The sequence below is a fragment of the Streptomyces silaceus genome (genome assembly GCF_001419745.1).
Lineage (GTDB): Bacteria > Actinomycetota > Actinomycetes > Streptomycetales > Streptomycetaceae > Streptomyces > Streptomyces silaceus.
Genome location: NZ_LIRJ01000367.1, coordinates 1 through 17,072 on the forward strand (window position 1 = coordinate 1; position 17,072 = coordinate 17,072).

Consider the following 17,072-nt stretch of genomic DNA (forward strand, 5'->3'; position numbering starts at 1 on the left):
GTACTGGAGTGGTCCACGGCCCTGGCCGAGGCGAAGGCCAAGACGGGGGCTAGGGGGGGCTGTGGGACGTGGGGTGGGGGAGTGAAGCGGCCGTTTCGCGCAGGTGTGCGTGCAGTCCGCGGTGCGTCTCTCGCCGTGGCAGCCATTCCTTGCGGATCTTGGCCACGCACGTGTAGTTGGTGTCGCAGACGTTGGCGAGGGGGGACTCGACCGTCTGCGTCGCGAACTGGTAGGCGTCCAGTTCGCTGAAGCCGTAGTCACGGACCAACCACTGCACCAGGTCGAGCTGGGATATTCGGAACGCGTCTTCGAGTGGTCGCGCCGACCCGGTGGAGATGATGTGCGTGTCGGACTCCAGCCGGGGCCNNGACGGGCATGCCCGTCGCCCAGGCTCACCATGGCACCTTCGACATTCACCCCGAGGTAACAGGTGACACCGGCCCGCATCTCAGGGGTGTCCATGTTGCCTCCGTGAGCGTCGGGCACGAGTGCCGAGCGCACCTCCAGATTCGCCGGCGCCACACCGACGGTTCCGTGCATCGGGTCCATGGGCAGCTCGAGCGTGAAATCACTGTCCCGCGCGCTGAACTGAGCGGTGCGGCGCGTCCGGTCGAGCTGCCAGATCCACACGGTCTCGGGCAGCGGCGGCTGGAGCGAAGCCGTGGCGTGCGTGGAGGTGAGAGCACCGAACAGAGGAACCGTGGTGGAGGCCGCCCAGTCGCGGGCTGGTTCGATCGACACGAAGTGTACCGCCACGGTGTCACCTGGTTCGGCACCTTCCACGTAGAACGGGCCGGTCTGCGGATTGAGGAACGGAAACTCACAGACCTCGGAGACGAGGTCCTTCTCGGAGCGCACCTTCCCAGCGAAGCAGTCCTCCGTGAACAGGTCGAGAACCGTGCCCGGCGCGACACGTGCCACCGGCGGCGCGCCGCCGAACGTCCAGGCGTAATCGCCCGCTTGGGGACGCACGGTCAGGATCTTGGCGTCACTCATCGCTGTGCTGCTCCACTCTGTCCGGAGGGGGTGTCGCTCCCGGCTGCTCCACCCGGAGGGGCGTTGCGCCGACCGCGTGCGCCGAGCAACTCGAACTGTTCCGTGTCGTGATGCTCTGGAACAGGACCGCGCGAAGCCCGATGGCTGCCCGGCACAGCCCTGGAGTGGTTTCCCCCCGACATCCGAATCCCCCGATCCATGCGGCCTCTGCCGTCGCTGGACGGCGGCGCCTCACGCGAATTACGGTACGGCGCCCGCTGGTCCAGGCGAAAGAGCGTGGCTCGAATCTGTGTACAGCCTCGTGACTGTGGATAACTCAGCCACTCGATCGAGGGATCGGAGTGGCCGTATCGGCCCATCGGGCGAGGCTGGACCGTCTGATCCTGCCGGGCCCACCGGTCATTCGGCCCGAGATATCGCTGCCGGATCGTCCAGTACCGCCCGCGCCACCGAGTGTGCCGCGCCCAGCAGTGGTCCGTCCGGACCGAGGCGGGAGACCGTCACACCGCAGGCCCGCCCCGCGGTGCGCTCCTTCAACTCCTCTTCCACTGCGGGCAGCAGCCATGGCGCGAGGCGCGACAGCGCGCCGCCCAGTACCACGGCCTGCGGATCCAGCAGATTGACGGCGCCGGTGAGAGCGATGCCCAGCGCCGTCCCCGCGCCCCGCAGCGCCTTCCGCACCGCCTTGTCCCCTGCGTCGGCGCGCTCGGCGAGCAGCCCCACCCGGTCCTCGCCGGGGTCCAGACCCGCCGCGCGCAGCACTGCCTCCTCACCTGCGTACTGTTCCAGGCAGCCCCGACCGCCGCAGGGACAGGGGGCGCCTTGGGGCCGCACGGGCATGTGCCCCAGTTCGCCGGCGAATCCGTGTGTTCCGCGCAGCACCTGCCCGTCGACCACGAGCGCGGCGCCGATGCCGATCTCCGCCGAGACATGGAGGAAGTCCTCGGGCGACTCCTCGCCGAGCCACAGCTCGGCGAGCGCGCCGAAGTTGGCCTCGTTATCCACGGTCAACGGCAAGTCGGTCGACAGCAGGGGAGTCAGGTCGATGTCGTGCCAGCCGAGGTTGGGGGCGCGGACGACCGTGCGCGTGTCGCGGGCGACGAGGCCGGGCACAGCCACCGCGAGGCCTGCCGGGGACAGTCCTGCCTGACAGGCCTCGGCGCACACCCGGTCCACCAGGAGGGAGAGTTCTTCCAGGACTGGCACGGCCGCACGGCCACGGTTTCGGGCCGGTCGCACGGCGCGTGCTCGTGTCTCACCGCGCAGGTCGACCGCGCAGACCGCGAGGTGGTCGACGCCCACTTCGGCGCCGATGCCGACGGGCCCGCGTGCGCTGACAGCGAGGGCGGACCCGGGGCGGCCCACCTTGCCGGGGCGCTCCGGACCCAGTTCATCGAGAAGTCCGGACCGGATCAGTTCGTCCACCAACGTGGATACGGCTGCGCGCGTCAGACCGATGCGGGAGGCCACGGCGGCACGGGACAGCGGTCCGTGCGCGGCCACGGTGTGCATCACCCGGGAGAGATTGCGGCGGCGCATCGACTGCTGGGTGTCGGGCAGCCGTGCACCAGATGTCCCCCGGCGCGCATCGTGCAGCGGTGCGGTCATGCTTCGGTCAGCCCTCACTCCCCATGGGGCGCCCTCTCCAGGAGCGGCGCCGCGTCGGAGAGTACCCCGGAGATCCGCGACAGCGTCGCTTCGTCGCGTTCCACAGCGTCGAGCACAGGGCCTTGCGCGGTGTTCCAGCGCCGCGCGATGGCGCGGGGATCCTCCCCGGTCAGTACCCCCGCGGCTTGCGCGGCGGCGCCGAGCGCGACCAGCTCCTGAGCCTGCGGGATCTGCACGGGACGCCCGGAGAGGCGCCGTACGGTGTGCTGCCAAGCGGTACCCCGGGCTCCGCCGCCGATGAGCAGCAAGGGGGACGAGCGGTCGGCGTCGCTGTCGAGGACCAGGTCGAGCGCCCCGAGCAGCGCGTGCACGGCCCCGTCGTAGGCCGCCTGCAACACCTGTCCCGGCGTCGTGTCGTGCCGCAACCCGTGCAACACCCCCGAGGCGTGGGGAAGATTCGGTGTGCGCTCGCCGTCCAGATACGGCAGGACGGTGACTGAACCGTCCGGTTCGACCGCCTCGCGCTCCAGGCCCAGCAACGAGGCCACCCGGTCCACGGCGAGTGTGCAGTTGAGCGTGCAGGCCAGGGGTAGCCAAGCGCCGCGTGCGTCGGCGAATCCTGCGACGGTTCCGGTCGGGTCGGCGGGGCGGTGTTCTGATACCGCGTACACCGTGCCCGAGGTACCGAGGCTCAGTACGGGTGTGCCGGGGTGCAGGCCGAGTCCCAGGGCGGCTGCCGCATTGTCACCGGTGCCGGGCGCGACGAGTGTGCCCCTGGAGAAAAGCAGTTCACCGCCGCTGTGGACGGTGCCGACGACTTCACCGGGATCTGCGACGCGGGGGAGGAGCGCCGGGTCGAGGCCCACCATGTCGAGGATCGCTTCGTCGTACGTCTCCGAAGCCGATGCCCACCACCCCGTTCCGGAGACGTCGCCGCGATCGGTCGTGCCGACCCCGGTGAGGCGTTCCGTGAGGTAGTCGTGGGGGAGACGCACGGCAGCGGTGGCACGGGCGACGGCCGGCTCGTGTTCGGCGAGCCAGGCCCACTTCGTCACGGTGAAGGACGGCCCCGGCACACTGCCGACGCGGTCGGCCCACACCTTGGGGCCGCCGAGCCGTTCGACGAGGCGCCGTGCCTGCGGGGCCGATCGCACGTCGTTCCAGAGCAGGGCCGGCCGCACCGGGGCGCCGTCCTTGTCGAGCGTGACCAGCCCGTGCTGCTGGCCGCCGATGGACACCGCCGCGGCCTCGCGGGCGGCCCGCCCGCACTGGGCCAGAGCCGCACACAGGGCGTCCCACCAATCCTGGGGGTCGCTCTCGCGGTACTCACCCGTGCTGACACGGTGCGAAGCCTGGCCGCTCGCCACGATCCGACCGGTGGCCGCGTCGACGACCAGGGCCTTGGTGGACTGCGTGGAGCTGTCCACGCCGACGACCAGAGGCCCTTGTGCGGCGGGAGCTGATGACATGGCGGTCTCCGTTCCTGCGGCTCTCCCCGGGCTAGCCCCGGAGTTCCCTCCCTGACCTTCCCAGAGGAGCCCTCGGATACTAATTTGTAAACGGCCATGACGAAATAGGCGAGGGAGTCACACATGAACTACCAACCCACTCCTGAGGACAAGTTCACGTTCGGCCTGTGGACCGTCGGCTGGCAGGGCCGGGATCCGTTCGGAGATGCCACCAGGGCCGCGCTCGACCCCGCCGAGTCAGTGCGGCGCCTCGCGGAACTGGGTGCCTACGGAGTGACGTTCCACGACGACGACCTGATCCCGTTCGGATCATCGGGCGCCGAACGGGAGGGGCACATCAAGCGTTTCCGGCAGGCACTGGACGCCACCGGTCTCGTCGTGCCGATGGCCACCACGAACCTGTTCACCCACCCCGTCTTCAAGGACGGCGCGTTCACCGCCAACGACCGCGACGTACGCCGCTACGCGCTGCGCAAGACGATCCGCAACATCGACCTGGCGGTCGAGCTGGGCGCGCGCACCTACGTCGCGTGGGGTGGCAGGGAGGGCGCGGAGTCCGGTGCCGCGAAGGACGTGCGCGACGCGCTCGACCGCATGAAGGAGGCCTTCGATCTGCTCAGCGAGTACGTCACGACACAGGGGTACGACCTGCGCTTCGCGATCGAGCCGAAGCCGAACGAGCCGCGCGGTGACATCCTGCTGCCCACTGTCGGGCATGCCCTGGCGTTCATCGACCGTCTGGAGCGGCCCGAACTGTTCGGCGTCAACCCGGAAGTGGGCCACGAACAGATGGCGGGCCTGAACTTCCCGCACTCGATCGCTCAAGCACTGTGGTCCGGCAAGCTCTTCCACATCGACCTCAACGGCCAGACCGGCATCAAGTACGACCAGGACCTGCGGTTCGGCGCGGGTGACCTGCGCAGCGCCTTCTGGTTGGTGGACCTGCTGGAGAGGGGCGGCTACGACGGGCCCCGGCACTTCGACTTCAAGCCTCCCCGTACGGAGGACTACGAAGGTGTGTGGGCGTCGGCGTCGGGCTGCATGCGCAACTACCTGATCCTCCGGGAGCGCTCGGCTGCGTTCCGCTCGGACCCGGAGGTCCAGGAGGCGCTGCGGACTGCGCGGCTGGACGAACTGGCGCTTCCCACCGCTGAAGACGGGTTGTCCGGCCTGCTCGCCGACCGGGCCGCCTTCGAGGCGTTCGACGTGGAGGCGGCCGCCGCGCGCGGGATGGCCTTCGAGCGCCTCGACCAACTCGCCATGGATCACCTCTTGGGGGCCCGGGGCTGAGTGCGCCCCCAGAGGTCCGCTGCTGAGCGGATCCCGTGGTTCGTATCAACTGCCGCACAGGGGTCGTCTGGTGACCGGTTCGAGGCGACGCTTGATGGTATGGCCATGCGACCCGTGCCGCCCCAGCCGCCTCCACCGCCGCCCAGTGGTCCACCGCCCGGGGGCGGAGGCGGTTTCGGCCCGCCCGCAGGGGGTGGGTTCGGGCTGCCTCCGGACGGCGGTGGGTGGCCGCCCACCCCGCCTCCCGGCCGGCCCCCAGGCAGGCGCGGTGGGCTCTTCGCCCTCCTCACGGTCATCGTTGCCCTGGGAGCCATCGTCGCTGTGGTGCTGGTGGCCACCAGGGGTGACGACGGAGAGGGCAAGAAGAGCCCCATTGAGAGCACCAAGAAGAGCGATCGAACTCCCACGGCGACACTGAGCGTCCCGCAGATTCCGAGCCGGCTTCCCACCGGGCTGCCGAGCGATGTGCCTACGGGGTTGCCCAGTGGGTTCCCCTCCCTGCCCACGGGCTTCCCCAGCGACCTCGATTCACTGTTGCCCTCGCGGGCGGGCGACGACGCCCCGTACTACCTGCTGACGGTCGGCGAGTGCTTCGACATCAGCGACAGCAGGCCGGGACGCGCAGCGAAGAAGTCGTGCCATGAACCACACGACGCCGAGCTGGTCGAACTCGCCGAACTGGACGGCTCGTTCGCGACAGACGCGGCTCTCAAGAAGAAAGCCGCCGCGCTGTGCGAGAGGCCGCTGCAACGCAAGGCGCGCAGTCAGCCCTCGGGTACCGTACGCGGGACTCTGGTGCAGTACCCCGACGCCTATGGCTACAAGGCTGGCATCGACGATGTCGCGTGCAGCCTGGCGGGGGACAGCGGCTCGGGCAAGCACAAGCTCACCAAGCCGCTGTCCTGACTGAGCGGTGTCTCCGAAGAAGGCGCATTCGCGCCCTCATCGAAAGCGCCCCCAAGAGAGGCCTCCAAGGCGGCGCCTCAGTACTTCCGCGGCAGGCGCACGTACGTCACGGAAGTTTCCACTCCGCTGTCCACCAGCCGGCCGTCCTTGTCGAAGGCCTCCGGACCGTCCGTCATGCCGAAATCGTTGTCGTTGATGAGGGCAAGGGTGCGGCTGTCGACCCGGGCGACTCCCTCGATCTTGCCGGGCACACCGTCGACGGTCCCCAGGTCGACGACGAGCCGCTTGTCGAGGACCGGCACTCCGGAGGCGCTGGGGTCGTCGAGCTGCTCCAAGGAGGGCTGCGTCGTGTCCTTGTCCCACTTGCCGCCGAGGATGTTCGCCCGCCGATCGAGCGTGACGCTCTGGAGCCGTGCGGCCTTGTCGGTGCGCTCCTGGACGAGCAGCCGCTCGCGGCCGACGGCGACCACGGAGGAGATCTTCAGCTCGGAGGTGTCGTCCTCGCCGGGGTCGACGACGTCCACGGGGTCGAACCGGTAGGCGTACTCGGCGGTCACAGCCTGCTTCTTCGGCGAGAAGCGCAGCAGTCGTGTGGTGCGCGAGGCGTCACCCGCGTCCGCGTCAGGGAGGGACAACGGGCTCTGCACCGCCATCACCAGGTCCCCGCCAGGGAGCTGGGCGAGGCCTTCGAAGCCACGGTTGGTCTTGCGGTGCAGCAGGATCCCGGGCAGTGCCTCGACCACCGGGTAGTCGGCGCCCTGGAGCCCGAGTCCCTGGGGCACGTAACGCTTGAGTACCTTCCCGCGCGCGGAGACGTGGATCAGGGAAGGGCCGTACTCGTCGACCAGCCAGAAACTTCCGTCGGCCGCCCGCACGATGCCTTCGGTGTCCAGCCCGTTCGGGTCGTACGAAACAGGAGTCTTCGCGTCGTACGAGTACGGTGCCTCGTCGCGTCCCTTCTGATTGGGCAGGCCGGTGACGGGCTTCCCGGAGGACGTGGTGATCGGGAGCGCGGAGACGACCTTGACCTTGTCCCCCGAGACACGGATCTTCACGATAGCCGGGTCGAATCCGGGCACCGGGAAGGTGCGGCGCTTCTTGCCGTCCACCTTGATCTGACCATTGGGCCCCCGGTCGGTCACCGTCCAGAATTCGCCCTTGCGGCCTGCCGGGTAGAGGTCGCTTCCGATACCGCCGAGGTCGACACCACGGTCGTCGCTCACTGTCCCCGGGAGCAGACCGTTGCTGAACGTGCCGAGAGGGATGTCCCCGAGAGTCGCCACACCGGTGACGTGTGCCTTCTTGTGGCCCCCGCTCGCCTGCTGACCGGTGGCGGTACCGGTCGCCACGAGTGCGGCGATCACGGCGAGCGGTACGCCGACGGCTGCGGAACGGCGGACACGGCCCTTGCGGGCGGCGTGCGGGGACATCGGGGCCTCCTGGGGCACGAGTTCGGTGACAGCGGTCAGACTTCGCCGCCGCCACGAACGCGAGGGGGCTGCCAGGTGAACGCAGGGAGACGCGCAAACGGCGCCTCCCGCGAGGGGCAGGAGGCGCCGTCGAGGACCACCGGTCCGATCAGTAGCCGTGGGACTGAGTGCCCTGGTCATCCCCCTTCAGATAGAGCGTGCTGGCGGAGCCTGATGAACCCGATGCCCCCGCTGTCGAGCCTGGGGCGGCTCGTGCGGTCAGACCTCCCTGAACCGACGTGGTCCACGCTCGCTTATGACATGGCCGCGCTCAATCGCTGGCCGGGGTGAGTGCGTGCGCCGGTGTTCCCGGCGCACGGACGCCTCACGCGAACGCGCCGGTGGGCGCCGTGCAGGTTTCGGCCACACACTCTCCGCGCCGACGCGCCCGTAACCGGGGCGGCGTGCCGGTCGACGGGGCGCCCGGGACGGCCGTGCCCGTCAACCGGTCGCCGCCCGCTCCCGCCTCACTCGCTTCCACCGGCCACGGCGAGTGCCGTCGCCGGGTCGTGGGCCGGAGCCCCGGCAGGGGCCCAACGCCCGCGCTCCTTGCGGTAGGGCCACCAACGGCCGTCCCTGCCATGGCGCAGCTGAGCGTCCGCGCCGACGACGGTCCAACGGTTGCGTGCCGCGCGCAGCTGAGGCCGCTCGTCCTCGTCCCATGCCGCGTCCAGCGCGGCACGCGCGCGTGCCATCGCCTCGCCCTTCGGCGTCCATTCCTCCTCAAGGACCTGGAGCGCCGCCCGGCCCCCGTACTCCCAGGCCCGCACGGCGAGCGCGAGACCGTCCCTGCCCCGGTCGGACACTTCGGAGAGGCGCGCTTCGACGGCCCGGACGGGATGTGCTGCGGCAAGGCGTACGGCGTCCTCGCTCACGGTCAGCTCGCCCTCCACCGGCAGACGGTCGTGCCCGGGAGCGAGCGCCTCGGCCAGCAGCCGGTACCCCTCGACCGCCGCCTGCGCGGCCAGGAACTCGACCGCTGCCACGTCGAGGCCCGGCACAGGCTCCACCTCCGTGTCGAGCGTCGGCGGCAGTCCCGGTTCCTCGGGCAGCGGAGGCAGCGCGGGCAGCGGAGGCAGGATGGCGCCGTCCGCGTACGCCTCGGCGGCGTCCACGCCCTCTGCGGCGGCATCCTGGCCGTCCTCGACGGTCGCCGCCGCGTCGGTCCGCGCGACGCTGCGCACCTGCAGCTCGTCCAGGAGCTCGCGTTCCCCTCGCCCTCGCATCAGGAGAAGCACGAAAGGGTCCTGGTCGAGCAGCCGCGCCACCTGGTAGCAGAGTGCTGCCGTGTGACCGCAGTGGTCCCACGCGTCGCAGTCGCACTCGGGCTCCAGGTCACCGATGCCCGGTAGCAGCTCGATGCCGGTAGCCACCGCGTCCTCCACCAGGTGCGGCGGCATCTCACGATCCAGGAGAGCCGCGATGTGCCCGGCCCGCTCGATGGCCATTCCCAGGAATTGGTCCCATTCCTCAGGGCTCATCTCCTGCAGCAGGACGTCGGAACGGTGCGACGAGCCGTCGCGGTCCTGCACGACGGCGGTGATCCTGCCGGGACGCACCGAGACCGCCCCCACCGCACCCGCGCGCGCGAGCCTGCGCCCCGCCTTGAGCTGCTGCGTGTCCAGTGCCGTGTCCTCCAGGGCCTTGAGCCAGGCCTGTCCCCACCAGGTCTGTGCGAAGCCCCGGCCATGCGCCGGCGGCATGGCCGCGAAGGTGCGCTCGCCCGAGGGCATCCCCGCGCGCGGGGCGTCGTCCCCGACGCCATAGGTCTCGTCATGGATGTCGCTCATCGCGTGCCCCCTCGCAGCTCCACCAGGTCTGACAGTTCGGCGTCGGTCAGCTCGGTGAGTGCTGCCTCGCCGGAACCGAGTACGGAATCGGCCAACTCCCGCTTGCGCAGCAGCATGTCGGCGATGCGGTCCTCGATGGTTCCCTCCGCGATGAGCCGGTGCACCTGCACCGGCTGTGTCTGCCCGATGCGGTACGCGCGGTCGGTGGCCTGAGCCTCGACCGCGGGGTTCCACCAGCGGTCGTAGTGCACGACGTGCTCGGCGCGCGTCAGGTTCAAGCCCGTACCGGCTGCCTTGAGGGACAACAGGAAGACCGGGACGTCGCCGTCCTGGAATCGCTGCACCATCGCCTCTCGCTCCGCTACGGAGGTACCGCCGTGCAGGAACTGCGACGGGATACCGCGGGCCGACAGATGCCGTTCGATCAGTCGTGCCATTTGGACGTACTGCGTGAACACGAGCACGCTCGCGTCCTCGGCGAGGATCGTGTCGAGCAACTCGTCCAACAGCTCCAGCTTTCCGGAGCGGCCAGGAATCCGGGGCTTGTCCTCCTTGAGGTACTGCGCCGGGTGGTTGCAGATCTGCTTGAGCCCGGTGAGGAGCTTGACGATCAGACCCCGTCGTTCGAAACCGTCGGCTCCGGAGATCTCGGCGAGCGTCTCCCGCACGACGGCTTCGTAGAGGCCGGCTTGTTCCGTGGTGAGCGAGACGGCCCGATCGGTCTCCGTCTTCGGCGGCAGCTCGGGCGCGATCCCCGGATCCGACTTGCGACGGCGCAACAGGAACGGACGCACGAGCTGCCCGAGGCGCTCGGCGGCGGCCGGGTCCGTGCCGCCCTCGACGGCCTGTGCGTAACGCGTGCGAAAGGTCCCGAGCTTGCCGAGCAGGCCGGGGGTCGTCCAGTCGAGGATGGCCCACAGCTCGGACAGGTTGTTCTCCACCGGAGTGCCGGTGAGCGCCACGCGCGCGCGGGCCCCGATGGTGCGCAGTTGCTTGGCCGTGGCCGAGTAAGGATTCTTGACGTGCTGCGCCTCGTCCGCGACGACCATGCCCCAGGAGATCTGTCCGAGCTTCTCCGCGTCGAGCCGCATCGTTCCGTAGGTGGTGAGGACGAATTCGCCGTCCGACAGGTCCTCCAAGCCGCGCTGAGCACCATGGAAGCGACGCACGCGCGTGCCTGGCGCGAACTTCTCGATCTCGCGCTGCCAGTTGCCCATCAGCGAGGTAGGGCAGACCACCAGGGTGGGTCCCGCGGACTCCTCCTGTGTCTGCCGGTGCAGATGCAGCGAGATCAGTGTGATGGTCTTCCCGAGACCCATGTCGTCGGCGAGACAGCCACCCAGCCCGAGGGACGTCATCCGGGCGAGCCAGTTCAGACCGCGCAGCTGATAGTCGCGCAGCTCTGCGGCAAGGGTGGCGGGTTGACCGACCGGCTCCATCCCTTCGGGGTCGGCAAGCCGTTCACGCAGGGTGGCAAGCCATCCCGTCGGCTGAATGTCGAAGCGCCGGCCGTCGACCTCGGCGGTGCCTGTCAGCGCGGCACTGAGGGCGTCGATGGGGGTGACCTTGCGATCCTGGCGGTCTCGGGCGCGACGTGCCGCTTCGGGGTCGATGAGGACCCACTGGTCGCGCAGGCGCACCACGGGACGGTTCGCCTCGGCGAGCCGGTTCAGCTCCTCGCGGGACAGTTGCTGGTCGCCCAGCGCGAAGCGCCAGTTGAAGGCGAGCAGAGCGTCGGCGGACAGGAAGGACGGCGTGTCCGAGGAGAGCTTGTCAGGACTGCGCCCCTCCTCGTCCTGCGCGTCGTCCGCTGGGCCGATGACCGCGCGCGCGGTGAGACTGCGAGCCAACTCCCGGGGCCAGTGGACCTCGACGCCCGCGACCGCCAGCATCCGGGCACCCTCGCCCAGGAGCTCGGTGACATCCTCGTCGGCCAGCTCGATCGCGTCCGGAACACCGGCTGACAGCAGCGGCGAGAGCGCGGGCCACGCGCGCGTGGCACGACGCAGGGCGAGAAGGGCGTCCATCCGCGCGCGCGGGCCGAAGGCCTGGCCCGCGGCCCCTGACTCGGCCCACACTTCGGCCGCGTCCGCGACGAGGGAGGGATCGCTCACGCTGTGCAGCTGCAGTACGGCCCGGAAGGGCAGCCGGGTGCCGTCCTCGGTGACCGATGTGAGGCCGGGGATCTCCACGCGCAGCGAGATCCGTACGCCCGCATCGTGCCCGGCGGCCACGTCCAGGGCCCAGGCGCGCTGCTCCGGCACGTGCTGGGGTTCGGGCGCCGCGAAGGCGGGGTTTGCGGCTGCCGTAGCCGCGGCGGGGGAGCGCGGGAGTGTGTCGGCCACCGCGTCGAGGAACTGGCGCAGCAGGCGTTCCGGTTCGGGCAGCCGCAGAGGTGCCACGTCGTTCAGCGGCAGCGCGTGGGCGGCGGGCGGCATCGCCGCGGCCAGCTCGCGCAGGCGCTGCAGATCCTCGGCCCCCAGCGGCCCGGCGCGCCACGCGTCGTGGTCGCTGACGGTCAGTCCCGGCAACAGCAGCCCGCGGGCCGCCAGTTGCAGGGCGAGGACGCCCGCGGTTCCCCAGAAGGCGGCTGTCGGATGGGTTCCTGATGCGGCACGCGCGCGCGTAAGAACCGGCAGCGCGGTGCGGACGGGGAGGAGCAGCGCGGGTACGCGGACGAGCTCGGCACCGTCGTCGCCCGGTACGGCGACAGCCAGTTCGGAGTGTGCGCCCGCAGCGCTGGACGGTGGCTCGGTGCCGTCGGGGTGCCAGAAGGCGACCTGCCCTTCGCGAGCCGGGTCGGCAGGAACGAAAAGAACCGAACAGCGCGACAGTTCGGGGATCTCGGAGGGGGACACGACAGGGAGCCTGTGCACAGCGATGACGCATTCCTCAAATTTGACTACTGAGACCAGAGCGGCCGAGAGTACCTCACGATCCGCGTTTCGTGGCAGCGAACCTCTAGTGATCCCGGTCACTTCGCGTGGGGAGGGTGTAGCCAGCCCCACTGTCGGGCGGTGCTGGCCCCCGGGTGGACACGGGTGGTGGCGCCATGGTTGCCCAAGGTCACCGATCCGTACGTTCTATCAGGTCAGCCCGTTGTTTCGAAGACCGGAGACCACCATGCCCCAGGCCGCCGCGGCAGTCGCGGAACGCCCGTCAGTCAGCGCCGGCGGGCAATCCGCCGGAAGTGATTTCGCGCCTCTCCTGCGGACCGTCAAGGAGCAAGGCCTCCTGGACCGCCGCATCGGCTGGTACGCGCGCACCATCGGCGTCAACGCCCTCGCGCTGGTGGCTGTGGGCATCGGAATGTTCGTTCTCGGCAGCTCGTGGTGGGTGCTGTTGCTGGCTCCCGTGCTCTCCATCCTGTGCGCCCGCACGGCGTTCATCGGCCACGACGCCTGCCACGCACAGATAACCGGCAAGCGATCCGTGAGCCGTGCCATCAGCCTCGTGCACGCCAATCTCCTCCTCGGGATGAGCACCGCCTGGTGGACCGACAAGCACAACAGGCACCACGCCAACCCCAACCACATCGAGAAAGATCCTGACGTCGCCGCCGACGTTCTCGTGTGGACCAGCAAGCAGGCCAAGGTCCGCGTGGGCTTCCGCCGCTGGCTCACCCGGAACCAGGCCTGGCTCTTCTTCCCGCTGACGCTCCTCCAGGGCATCGCCATGAAGGTCTACGGCTTCCAGGATCTGCGCCGTCAGTCCCCGCGCGAACGCCTCGTGGAGGGCCTCCTGCTGGTCGCCCACCTCGCCGGCTACGTCTCGCTGCTCCTGCTCGCCATGCCCCTCGGTCACGCGATCGCCTTCGCCGCCATCCACCAGGCGCTGTTCGGCCTCCACCTCGGGCTGGCTTTCGCTCCCAACCACAAGGGCATGGAAATGCCCGAACCGGGCGGCGAACGCATGGGGCACCTGGCCCGGCAGGTGCTCACTTCGCGCAACATCAAGGGCGGCCCGGTGACCGACTGGTTCCTCGGCGGGCTCAACTACCAGATCGAGCACCACCTCTTCCCGAGCATGCCCCGTCCTCACCTGCGGCTCGCCCGGCCCGCCGTACGTGCCCACTGCGCCGCCGTGGGCATGCCCTACGCGGAGACCGGCTTTGTCGACTCCTACCGGCAGGTGCTGCGTCACATGTACGAGGTCGGTGAGCCGCTGCGCGTCGAGTAGCGGTCGAAGGAAACGGGGCCGGCACGGGCGTCGTGGGCGGGAGCCGATTGAGCAACCATTAGGGGGTGCGGCTCAGGGATCTCTCAGGGGTGCGGTCAGGAACCGTGGGGGATCCATCCCCGTTTTCCCATACAGAGAGCGGCAGAGGCCGCGAAGGAGGCGACGCACATGTCGAAGAACGCGAAGATCGCCGCAGGCGGCGTGGCGGCCGGGCTCATCCTGCTGATCTGGCTGCCCTGGTGGGCCGCATTCCTCATCGTGCTCGGAGTCCCGGCGGCGGCCTACCTGACGCTCGACCCGGGCCAGCGACGCCGGCTGCGCCGGGTCACCCGCAAGGAAATAGGCCACTGACGGACAGGCCTGTGCGGCGCTTCCGCGCCGCCCGCCGCTTGCGGCGGTGACGCGCTTGGTTCCGCGAGCGGTCGGAAAGGGGCGAGCGAGGGCCCATGGCCGGCCACGGGCCGTACTCAGGCCGGGCGGACCGCCATCTTGTCGAGCGCTTCCAGAAGCGCGGGCAGCTCGGGGCCGCGCCCGACCGGCACGACCTCGCCCGGCTCCTCGTCCAGCAGTACGAACGCGATGTCGTCGGTCCGGGCGACCATCGACCAGCCGGGGCCGTCGGCGCGCAGGGTCCGAGCGTCACCCGAGGCGAAGGAGGACCGCACTCGGCCCAGGGGCGGGGGAGTGTCCACGTACGCACGGGCTTCGGCCAGGACGCGCCGGACACCGGTCGGCGGCTCCTCGTCGGCCTTCTCCGGGGAGGCTTCCGCCGGACCGTCGGTCACGAAGTCGGCGTCGTCGATCTGCTCGCGCCAGGACGCCCACTGCAGTGCTATCTCGTCGGCGCCCAGGCGGCGCTGGGCCGGCCCCCAGGTGTCGGCCTGCGGTGGAGCGAGCGGCTCCCGGGCCGAGCCGTTGGGGCCCGGCTCCGGATCGTGCGGCGCCGGAACACCGGGTGCCGCGACAGCGACCGCGAGCGGCCAGCCGGGCAGCGCGGTGACCACGGTGTTCTCGTCGGGCGAGAGGTCGTACTCCATGCCGCAGTCCCAGGAGGCGATGGCCACGGCCACGAGCGACACGTCGTCGACGACGACCGTCCAACGCGCGCCCTCGCCGTCCTGGCCGAGTACCAGTCCGTACCCGGCGGCGAGCGGCGCGAGGTCCAGCGCCGCGCACGCCTCCGGATAGTCGTCGCCCAGCACGCTGGGGAACTTCGCGGGTGTCAGCAGCACCGCCGTCAGCACGTACAGCGCGTCGTCATCGGCGGCGACAGCGTCGTCCGTCCCGGCCATGCCAGTCTCCCGTTCGCTTGTCCGTCGGCGCACCCTAACCACTCGCCCCGGAGATCGTCGAGAGGTGGATGACCAGGAAATTCACCAGCGGGTAACTTGTGGCGCCCCGTCGGCGCGGTGCTGCTCAGGCGGCGGGCAGGCCCAGGAGTGAACGGGCCACGTCCTGCGGGGACTCGTCGCGTTCCCGTGCGAGGGCGATGACGGCCCGGCAGGCGAGTTCGCTGACGCCGAACGACAGGGCCTCCGGAGAGACCCAACCCGTGGCCTCGTCCATCTCGTCCTGGTCGTCCTCCGCGCAGGCCGCGACATAGACGGCGGCCGCTTCGAAGAGGTTGTGCGGGCGCTTGTGCCGGTCACGGTCGTGCGCTCGATCGCTCTCGTCGCGTGTGCGCTTGTCGGCGCGCCAGAACCTGCGGAGTGCGTCAAACATGTGGGCTGCCTTCCCCCGGTGCGGATGCCACCGCAGATCGCTCCTCTTCCTTTCACCAACGTAGAGTTAGTGGTCCGGTGAACAGAAGGGGGACCGCGCGGTGAAGCGATTCGAGCGGCTCGAGCAGATCAGGCGCTTGGACCCGGAGCGGGACTTTCTGGAGATCTACCGGCTCACCACCACATATGAGTTCCCGTGGGACTACACACGCGCACTGGAACTCGCGCTCTACCGCACCTATGCCGTCCCCAGCATCGGTCGACTGCTGGCACAGACAGCCGAACTGACGGACCGTACGCAGAAGAGGTACGACGACACTGCGCTTCTGCTGGACGCCGTCGTGGAGCACGGGTTCGCAAGCGACAAGGGGCGCACGGCCATCCGCCGCATCAACCAGATGCACCGCAGCTACGACATCAGCAACGACGACATGCGCTACGTGCTGTGCACGTTCGTGGTGGTGCCCAAGCGGTGGATCGACGTCTACGGATGGCGCAGGCTGTCGCGTCATGAGGCGGCCGCCGCGGCCGTCTACTACCGCACCCTCGGCGAGCACATGGGCATCAAGGAAATCCCGGGCTCCTACGAGGAGTTCGAGAACTGCCTCGATGCCTACGAAGAGGCCAACTTCGGCTGGGACCAAGGGGCTCGCGAGGTGTCGGACGCGACGCTCGACCTGATGGCTTCCTGGTATCCGCGCCCCTTGGCACCCCTCTTGCGCAACGTGACCCTCGCGCTGCTCGACGAGCCCCTCTTGTGCGCCTTCCGGTACGAGCAGCCCGGCACGGTCACCCGCTCACTGGTGAGGGGCGCGGTCCGGCTCAGGGGACGCACTGTACGTCTCATGGCGCCGCGTCGAGCACCGCACTACGCGCGCCAGAACCGTGAGATCAAGGGCTACCCCGACGGATACGAGGTGGCCGAGCTCGGCTCGTTCCCCGTGCCCGGTGTCCGGGGATGCCCCGTGCCGCACAAGGACAGATCAGCGACCGTTCGCGGCGAGTGACGCCAAGGTGGTACGCAGCCACGCGAGTTCGGCGCGACTCGTCGCTCGGGCGATGGTGAGGATGCCGCGCCGGAAGGGATCGTCCAGTTCCTCCGCGCGCAGCGGTCGCTCGCCCTCGTAGAAGAAACTCGCGGGCTCCTCCAAGAAGGCCAGCCGCCGCCGCAGCACTTCCGCCTGCGCCGCTTCGTCGTCGAGATGGCGGAGGAAGGCGAGGAGCGTGAACCAGCGGTTCTCGTCGGTGATGTCCCCCCGCGCCGGCTCCGCGAGTCGCCTGCGCAGTTCCTGCCTGCCCTCCGGAGTGAGGCTGAGGACATGACGCGGCGCCGCCACGGCACCGGGCTGTGTCTCACGCGCGAGCAGCCCCGCCTTCTCCAGCCGCTTGATCGCGGGATACAGCGTGCTCTCGGCGACGGGCCGGACGTGCCCGGTCAGCGCGGTGATGCGCTTGCGCAGCTCGTAGCCGTGCAGGGGGCTGTCGTAGAGGAATCCGAGGATGGCCAGTTCGAGCATGATCCGCATTCTGCCGCATGTTTCATCCGCAGCGACGTACATCTGTGTCGCAATACATCGGCGTCGATGTATCCTCGGTCGAGTGCTCGCGCAGGGCGAGACGACAGGGCACGGATACGGGAACGGG

The 17,072-nt window shown here is 69.9% G+C and carries 13 protein-coding genes and 2 pseudogenes; 5 read left to right on the plus strand and 10 right to left on the minus strand.

From position 1 onward, the window contains the following. Nucleotides 1-49 precede the first annotated feature (49 nt). The 4 genes and pseudogenes from AOK22_RS43095 to xylB form a co-directional block, all read right to left on the minus strand. Nucleotides 50-366, minus strand: a pseudogene (locus tag AOK22_RS43095) (acetamidase/formamidase family protein); the annotation flags it as partial. Between the two features lie 2 nt (nt 367-368). Beyond that, nucleotides 369-996: pseudogene (locus AOK22_RS29625) on the minus strand (acetamidase/formamidase family protein); the annotation flags it as partial. 399 nt (nt 997-1,395) lie between these two features. Then, nucleotides 1,396-2,604 (minus strand): ROK family transcriptional regulator, encoded by a 1,209-nt coding sequence (locus AOK22_RS29630; RefSeq protein ID WP_055701796.1) that lies wholly within the window; start codon nt 2,602-2,604, stop codon nt 1,396-1,398. 14 nt (nt 2,605-2,618) lie between these two features. Next, nucleotides 2,619-4,073, minus strand: a complete 1,455-nt coding sequence (gene xylB / locus AOK22_RS29635) for a xylulokinase (protein ID WP_055701797.1) — start codon at nt 4,071-4,073, stop codon at nt 2,619-2,621. A 123-nt stretch (nt 4,074-4,196) separates the two neighbouring features. Here xylB and xylA point away from each other — a divergent pair, with 123 nt between their 5' ends. Both xylA and AOK22_RS41080 read left to right on the plus strand, forming a co-directional pair. Then, a complete protein-coding gene (gene xylA, locus AOK22_RS29640; RefSeq protein ID WP_055701798.1) occupies nt 4,197-5,363 on the plus strand; it encodes a xylose isomerase in 1,167 nt (388 codons plus the stop codon). Nucleotides 5,364-5,687: 324 nt separating this feature from the next. Next, complete coding sequence (locus AOK22_RS41080) at nt 5,688-6,269, plus strand: hypothetical protein (protein WP_244165129.1); 582 nt, start codon at nt 5,688-5,690, stop codon at nt 6,267-6,269. A gap of 77 nt (nt 6,270-6,346) precedes the next feature. Here AOK22_RS41080 and AOK22_RS29650 read toward each other — a convergent pair whose 3' ends face one another. The 3 genes from AOK22_RS29650 to AOK22_RS29660 form a co-directional block, all read right to left on the minus strand. Beyond that, a complete protein-coding gene (locus tag AOK22_RS29650) occupies nt 6,347-7,699 on the minus strand; it encodes an esterase-like activity of phytase family protein (RefSeq protein ID WP_055701800.1) in 1,353 nt (450 codons plus the stop codon). Nucleotides 7,700-8,205: 506 nt separating this feature from the next. Further along, entirely contained in the window at nt 8,206-9,528 is a 1,323-nt protein-coding gene (locus AOK22_RS29655) for an SWIM zinc finger family protein (RefSeq protein WP_425264086.1), read from the minus strand. Continuing rightward, on the minus strand, nt 9,525-12,404 hold the full coding sequence (locus AOK22_RS29660; RefSeq protein WP_055701801.1) for a DEAD/DEAH box helicase: 2,880 nt from the start codon (nt 12,402-12,404) through the stop codon (nt 9,525-9,527). The genes AOK22_RS29655 and AOK22_RS29660 overlap by 4 nt, the downstream gene beginning before the upstream one ends. A 247-nt stretch (nt 12,405-12,651) precedes the next feature. On the opposite strand from AOK22_RS29660, the gene AOK22_RS29665 reads away from it, so the two are divergent. After that, nucleotides 12,652-13,707: a fatty acid desaturase family protein gene (locus AOK22_RS29665; protein ID WP_055701802.1), complete on the plus strand. Its 1,056-nt coding sequence runs from the start codon at nt 12,652-12,654 to the stop codon at nt 13,705-13,707. Nucleotides 13,708-13,875: 168 nt separating this feature from the next. After that, nucleotides 13,876-14,058, plus strand: a complete 183-nt coding sequence (locus tag AOK22_RS29670; RefSeq protein ID WP_055701803.1) for a hypothetical protein — start codon at nt 13,876-13,878, stop codon at nt 14,056-14,058. A gap of 116 nt (nt 14,059-14,174) precedes the next feature. On the opposite strand, the gene AOK22_RS29675 is transcribed toward AOK22_RS29670, so the two are convergent. Next, nucleotides 14,175-14,999, minus strand: a complete 825-nt coding sequence (locus AOK22_RS29675; protein WP_055701804.1) for a hypothetical protein — start codon at nt 14,997-14,999, stop codon at nt 14,175-14,177. Nucleotides 15,000-15,123: 124 nt separating this feature from the next. Next, nucleotides 15,124-15,429: a hypothetical protein gene (locus AOK22_RS29680; RefSeq protein WP_055701805.1), complete on the minus strand. Its 306-nt coding sequence runs from the start codon at nt 15,427-15,429 to the stop codon at nt 15,124-15,126. Between the two features lie 100 nt (nt 15,430-15,529). On the opposite strand from AOK22_RS29680, the gene AOK22_RS29685 reads away from it, so the two are divergent. Beyond that, nucleotides 15,530-16,435: an oxygenase MpaB family protein gene (locus AOK22_RS29685; protein ID WP_055701806.1), complete on the plus strand. Its 906-nt coding sequence runs from the start codon at nt 15,530-15,532 to the stop codon at nt 16,433-16,435. Here AOK22_RS29685 and AOK22_RS29690 read toward each other — a convergent pair. After that, the gene (locus tag AOK22_RS29690; protein WP_055701825.1) at nt 16,412-16,945 is read right to left on the minus strand and encodes a PadR family transcriptional regulator; all 534 of its coding nucleotides are present in this window, start codon (nt 16,943-16,945) and stop codon (nt 16,412-16,414) included. The two genes, AOK22_RS29685 and AOK22_RS29690, sit on opposite strands and share 24 nt — an antisense overlap. Nucleotides 16,946-17,072: the final 127 nt, after the last annotated feature.

Coding starts and splice junctions, on each gene's coding strand:
- AOK22_RS29670 (WP_055701803.1), top strand. CDS start 13,876: ATGTCGAAGAACGCGAAGATCGCCGCAGGCGGCGTGGCGGCCGGGCTC.
- AOK22_RS29690 (WP_055701825.1), bottom strand. CDS start 16,945: ATGCTCGAACTGGCCATCCTCGGATTCCTCTACGACAGCCCCCTGCAC.
- AOK22_RS29650 (WP_055701800.1), bottom strand. CDS start 7,699: ATGTCCCCGCACGCCGCCCGCAAGGGCCGTGTCCGCCGTTCCGCAGCC.
- AOK22_RS29655 (WP_425264086.1), bottom strand. CDS start 9,528: ATGAGCGACATCCATGACGAGACCTATGGCGTCGGGGACGACGCCCCG.
- AOK22_RS29680 (WP_055701805.1), bottom strand. CDS start 15,429: ATGTTTGACGCACTCCGCAGGTTCTGGCGCGCCGACAAGCGCACACGC.
- xylA (WP_055701798.1), top strand. CDS start 4,197: ATGAACTACCAACCCACTCCTGAGGACAAGTTCACGTTCGGCCTGTGG.
- AOK22_RS29630 (WP_055701796.1), bottom strand. CDS start 2,604: ATGACCGCACCGCTGCACGATGCGCGCCGGGGGACATCTGGTGCACGG.
- AOK22_RS29675 (WP_055701804.1), bottom strand. CDS start 14,999: ATGGCCGGGACGGACGACGCTGTCGCCGCCGATGACGACGCGCTGTAC.
- xylB (WP_055701797.1), bottom strand. CDS start 4,073: ATGTCATCAGCTCCCGCCGCACAAGGGCCTCTGGTCGTCGGCGTGGAC.
- AOK22_RS29665 (WP_055701802.1), top strand. CDS start 12,652: ATGCCCCAGGCCGCCGCGGCAGTCGCGGAACGCCCGTCAGTCAGCGCC.